5 protein-coding genes are annotated in these 4,894 nt (G+C 66.6%); 1 reads left to right on the forward strand and 4 read right to left on the reverse strand.

Annotated elements, in window-relative coordinates:
- Nucleotides 1-1,016 (forward strand): hypothetical protein (locus DBR12_RS23325; protein WP_108618928.1); only part of this gene is annotated, 1,016 nt, incomplete at its 5' end.
- A gap of 124 nt (nt 1,017-1,140) precedes the next feature.
- On the opposite strand, the gene DBR12_RS20600 is transcribed toward DBR12_RS23325, so the two are convergent.
- From DBR12_RS20600 to DBR12_RS20615, 4 genes are all read right to left on the reverse strand, one after another.
- Nucleotides 1,141-2,028 (reverse strand): DMT family transporter, encoded by an 888-nt coding sequence (locus tag DBR12_RS20600; RefSeq protein ID WP_108618929.1) that lies wholly within the window; start codon nt 2,026-2,028, stop codon nt 1,141-1,143.
- A 79-nt stretch (nt 2,029-2,107) separates the two neighbouring features.
- A complete protein-coding gene (locus DBR12_RS20605; RefSeq protein WP_108618930.1) occupies nt 2,108-3,403 on the reverse strand; it encodes a DcaP family trimeric outer membrane transporter in 1,296 nt (431 codons plus the stop codon).
- A gap of 137 nt (nt 3,404-3,540) precedes the next feature.
- Nucleotides 3,541-4,290, reverse strand: coding sequence for an amino acid ABC transporter ATP-binding protein (locus DBR12_RS20610; RefSeq protein ID WP_108618931.1), 750 nt, complete (start codon nt 4,288-4,290; stop codon nt 3,541-3,543).
- The coding region (locus DBR12_RS20615; RefSeq protein ID WP_108618942.1) for an amino acid ABC transporter permease at nt 4,287-4,894 on the reverse strand (608 nt) is incomplete at its 5' end. The genes DBR12_RS20615 and DBR12_RS20610, both read right to left, overlap by 4 nt.

Below are 4,894 nucleotides of genomic sequence, written 5' to 3' on the forward strand. Positions count from 1 at the left end.
GTGGCGGTGGTGGCGACGATGCCCCGGCCAGCCCCGCGCCAGCCCCATCGCCGTCGCCGTCGCCGTCGCCCCTGCCGCCACCGCCGCCTGGCAGCGTGGCCTATGGCAACCTCTCGCGCGCGAGCCTGGGGGCCGGCGCGGCGCTCAACGGAGCCATCCCTTTCCCGGCCGACAACCCCTGGAACACCGACATCAGCGGCGCCGAGGTGGACCCGGCCTCTGACAGCTTGATCGCCAGCATCGGCGCCGACAAGGGCCTGTACCGCGACTTCGGCTCCGGCCTGTGGGAGGGCGCGCCCATTGGCATCCCCTACCAGGTGGTCTCGGGCCAGCAGGCGCGGGTGGCCGTCGAGTACCAGGCCTACGGTGGCGAGAGCGACCCCGGCCCGTTTCCCATCCCGCTGGACGCACCGGTGGAAGGCGCGCCGGGGCAGAACGGCGACCGGCATGTGCTGGTGATCGACCGCGACAACCAGCGGCTGTATGAACTGGGGCGCGCCTTTGCACGCGGCGACCGCTGGGTGGCCGATGTGGGCGCCGTGTTCCACCTCGACAACAACACCGTGCGGCCCACCGCCAGGCCCGGCTGGACCAGCGCCGACGCCGCCGGGCTGCCCATCTTCCCCGGGCTGGTGCGGTACGACGAGGCCTCTCAGGGCGCGGGTGGCATCCGCCATGCGCTGCGCTTCACGGCGGCGCGCACACGCCGCGCGTTTGTGCCACCGGCCACACACTATGCGTCGTCGAACACCGACCCCAACCTGCCGCCCATGGGCATGCGCGTGCGCCTCAAAGCAGCCTACGCCATCCCCGCCAGCTTCAGCCCCGAGGCCCAGGCCATCCTGGTGGCGCTCAAGACCTACGGCATGTTCCTGGCCGACAACGGCTCGGACTGGTTTCTCAGCGGCGCCCCCGATGCACGCTGGAACAACGACCGCCTGCGCGCCGAGCTGGCCTCGGTCAAGGGGCGTGACCTGGAGGTGGTGAAGATGGTGGGGTTGGTCACGCAGGTGTAGTGCCGCGCCCCGCGCCGCATGGCGGCGTGCATCCGTACTGCAGAGGTAGTATTGCTATCATTTGTATAGCTTTAAAGGCATGCTGGTCGCGCGGAGAAGCCTGCTTTTCCTTGATTTTTTTGGATCAGGCGTGCTGTGCCCGCGCAGACGGTGGGATCTGGCTGAACACGAGTGCCGCCACGATCAGCGTTGCGCCCGCCAGGCCCGCCCAGCCCAGCCGTTCGCCCAGCAGCACCCAGGCCGTGAGGGCGGCGAACACCGGCTCCAGCCCAAACACGATGGCGCTGCGCATGGCGTCCACGCGCTGCTGGCCCCAGGCCTGCAGCGTGACCACCACCACGCTGGCCAGCAGGCCCAGGTAGAGCAGCGCCACCCAGGCTTCGGTCGGCAAGTGTGCGGTGGACTGCAGCCAGCCCATGCCCCCGTCGCGGCCCAGCAGCAGCAGGGTGGAGGCCGCCGCCATCACCGTGGCCTGCGCTGCCGCCATGCGCGTGGCGCGCAGGGGGCGTGCTGCCGTGCGGCGCGCGCATTCCTCCAGCGCCAGGATGTAGAGGGCATAGAACACGGTGCTGGCCAGTGTCAGCGTATCGCCCAGGTTCCAGGGCTCGTTCTCATGAAACATCAAGGTCATGCCGGCCAGGGCCATTGCGCAGGCCGCCCACAGCCGCCAGCCATAGCGCCGCCCCAGGGCGGCCATCGCAATCAGCGGCACCACCAGCACATTCAGGCCGGTCACAAACGCATTGCGGTTGCTGCTGGTGCGCGCCAGCCCCTCGATCTGCAGCCAGAACGCAAGGAACAGCAGCACACCCAGGGCGCAGCCCCACAGGCGCTCTTGGCGCCACATGCCCCACCACAGCGGTGCCAGCACCGCCAGCGCAATCACAAACCGCAGCCAGATGATTTGCAGCGCATCCAGCTGGGTAGACAACAGCTTCATGGCCGGGAAGGTGGTGCCCCACACCACGGTGACGGCCAGCAGGGCCATCAGGCCAAAACGTTCGGGTTTCATCGATAGGCAAAGAGGCAATGCAATAAACGAAAAAAGGCTGGCCGGTTGCCCGGCCAGCCTGCTTCAACGCGGCGAAGGCTTAGTTGAAGAGATAACGGGCCTGCAGGTTCAGGCGCAGCATGTCGCCCTGCTGGCCGTCGAACGTGGTGCGGCGGCCACCGATCAGCTCGCCGCCCAGTTCCACGTTCTTGATCGGCAGGTAGTACATGCCAGCGTGCCACTGGTAGAGCTTGTGGTTGCCTTCGGCGCCGTAGGCATTCACGTACGCATCACCCAGGTGGTTGCGCGAACGCACCAGGCCCAATGAGACCGTGCCACGCAGCTGTTCGCTGAACACGTTGGACAGGCCAAGCACCACGCCGTGCGACTTGTCAAGGCGCACCGTGCCGCCGTCCAGCACCGGGTAGTTGGTGCCCACCAGGTAGGCGCCGTCGCCATCGCCGTCCAGGCGCGTGTACTGCGCCATCAGCGTGGTGGTGCCGGTGATCTTGTAGCCAGCGCCCAGACCAAAGCCTGTGCCGCGCTTGGACACGCCGGACACGCGCTGTTCGTGCGACATCAGGCGGGCATTCACGTTGCCCCAGTCGTAGGCCTTGTCCATGCGGGCCACGAGGTTGGGGCTGCGTGCGCCGTCTGTGGGCTCTTCCAGTGCGAACTGGAACTTGGCGATGCTGGGGTTGTTGTAGGTATAGCGGATCTGCGTGGGACGGCGGAAGGTGGCGCCGGGTGGGCCATTGAAGTCCACCGTCTCAGGCAGGTTGTCCGTGTCCATGAAGGTGGACCAGGTCTGGCCGATCAGCCAGCCTGCGTATTCGCCGTAGGCATGGCGCAGGCGCAGGCGGTTGCGGTTGCACTCGGCGCCGCAGTAGGCATAGAAGTCGGCTTCGATCTTGGTGTTGAAGGTGCCCACGGAGGTGGGTGTGGAGGTCTCGAAACCAAAGCGCGAGGTCTGTGCGGTCAGGCTGGTCTTGCCGTTGCGCGTGTTGCCCAGGGGCTGTTCCATCAGGTTGGTGAAGGTGTCGCCAGGGGCCGTGCCCTTGAAGTCCTTGACCATGTTGGCTTCTGCAAAACCGTACACGCGGATCGAGGTTTCGCTGCCCGGCAGGCGGAAGCTGCCAGGGATGTCGCCCAGCACCACTGCGTCCTTCTGCTTGAGCTCCACCGCTTCGATGCGGTCGTTCCATGCCGATGCAGACGCGGCTGGGGCGGCAGGTGCTTGTGCCTGTTGGGCCTTGAGCTGGTTCAGCTCAGCGCGCAGGGCTTTGAGCTCATTGCGCATGTCTTCGAAATCCTTGGCAGTCTGCGCAAAGGCTGCGGGTGGCAGGCTGCACAGGCCGGCGGCCATCAGGGCGAGGAACGTGTGGTTCAGTTTCATGGTCACTCCGGTAGGGGTTGTTGGCTTTTTTGTGGATGTCACATGGACCTGGATCTCAGGTGCCCATGGCATGGGGTGAGGCACAGAGCGCATCAGGTAGGCGCGGCCCGAGGCGACTCAGGGGGGGCTTCATTTCTTCAGGCCCCCATGCGGCCGATGAAGGCGCGGATGCGGTCGTTGGCGGGGTTGCTGAAAAATTCGGCGGGCGGGGCGTCGTGCGCGATGCGGCCCTGGTCAAAGAACATCACGCGGTCGGACACCTCGCGGGCAAAGCCCATCTCGTGGGTCACCACGATCATGGTCATGCCGCCACGGGCCAGTTCGCGCATCACGTCCAGCACCTCCTGCACCATCTCGGGGTCCAGGGCCGAGGTGGGTTCGTCGAACAGCATCACCTTGGGCTGCATGGCCAGCGCGCGCGCAATGGCCACGCGCTGCTGCTGGCCGCCCGACAGTTGCCAGGGGTACTTGTGGGCGTGGTCCTGCATGCCCACGCGGCGCAGCAGGGCCATGGCCTGCTCGTAGGCCTGCGCGCTTGGCGTGTGGCGGATGCGGCGCGGCGCCAGCGTCACGTTGTCCAGCACGCTCATGTGGCCGAACAGGTTGAACTGCTGGAACACCATGCCGACCTCGCTGCGCTGCTTTTGCAGGGTGTGCTGGTCGTCACCCACAGCTTCGCCACCGATGGTGATGGTGCCGCTGTCGTGCGGCTCCAGCCGGTTGATGGCGCGCAGCAAGGTGCTCTTGCCCGAGCCCGAGGCACCGATGATCACGGTCACCTCGCCGGTGTTGAAGGTGGTCGAGACGTCCTTGAGCACCTGGTGCGTGCCAAAAGATTTGCAGACCCGGTCCACGACGATAAAAGGAGTGGCTTGGCCTGTCGTCATTTGTTGCGGCCTTCCACGTCAAAACGGTACTCCACCGCGTTCGAGATCTGGGTGACCAGCGTGGTCAGCAGCAGGTAGGTGATGGCCACGGTGGACAGCGTGGCGATCGGCTGGAAGGTGGCCGATTGGATGCGGTTGCCCACGTTGGTCAGCTCCACCACGCCAATCGCATAGGCCAGCGAGGAGTCCTTGAGCAGCGCCACAAAGTTGCTCACCAGCGGCGGCAGCGAGATCTTGAACGCCTGGGGGAACACCACGTCAAAAAAGACATGTATCCGGCCCAGGCCCAGCGCCTTGGCGGCCTCGGTCTGGCCACGGGGCACGGCCAGCAGCCCGGCGCGGATGGCTTCGGCGTTGTAGGCGCCCACGTTCAGGCCCAGGGCCAGCACGGCAGCGGCAAAGTCGGGCAGGTTCAACCCTGGCACCAGCACCGGCAACGCGAAGTACACGAACAGAATCTGCACCAGAAGCGGCGTGCCCCGGATGACCCAGATGTAGAAGCCGGCAGCCCAGCGCACGGCCGCCCAGCGCGCTGTGCGGGCCAGGGCCGCGCCGGTCCCCAGCACCAGGCCGACGCTGCCGCTGATCAGCGTGAGCCACAGCG

This window comes from Acidovorax sp. HMWF029, assembly GCF_003060895.1.
GTDB lineage: Bacteria > Pseudomonadota > Gammaproteobacteria > Burkholderiales > Burkholderiaceae_C > Acidovorax.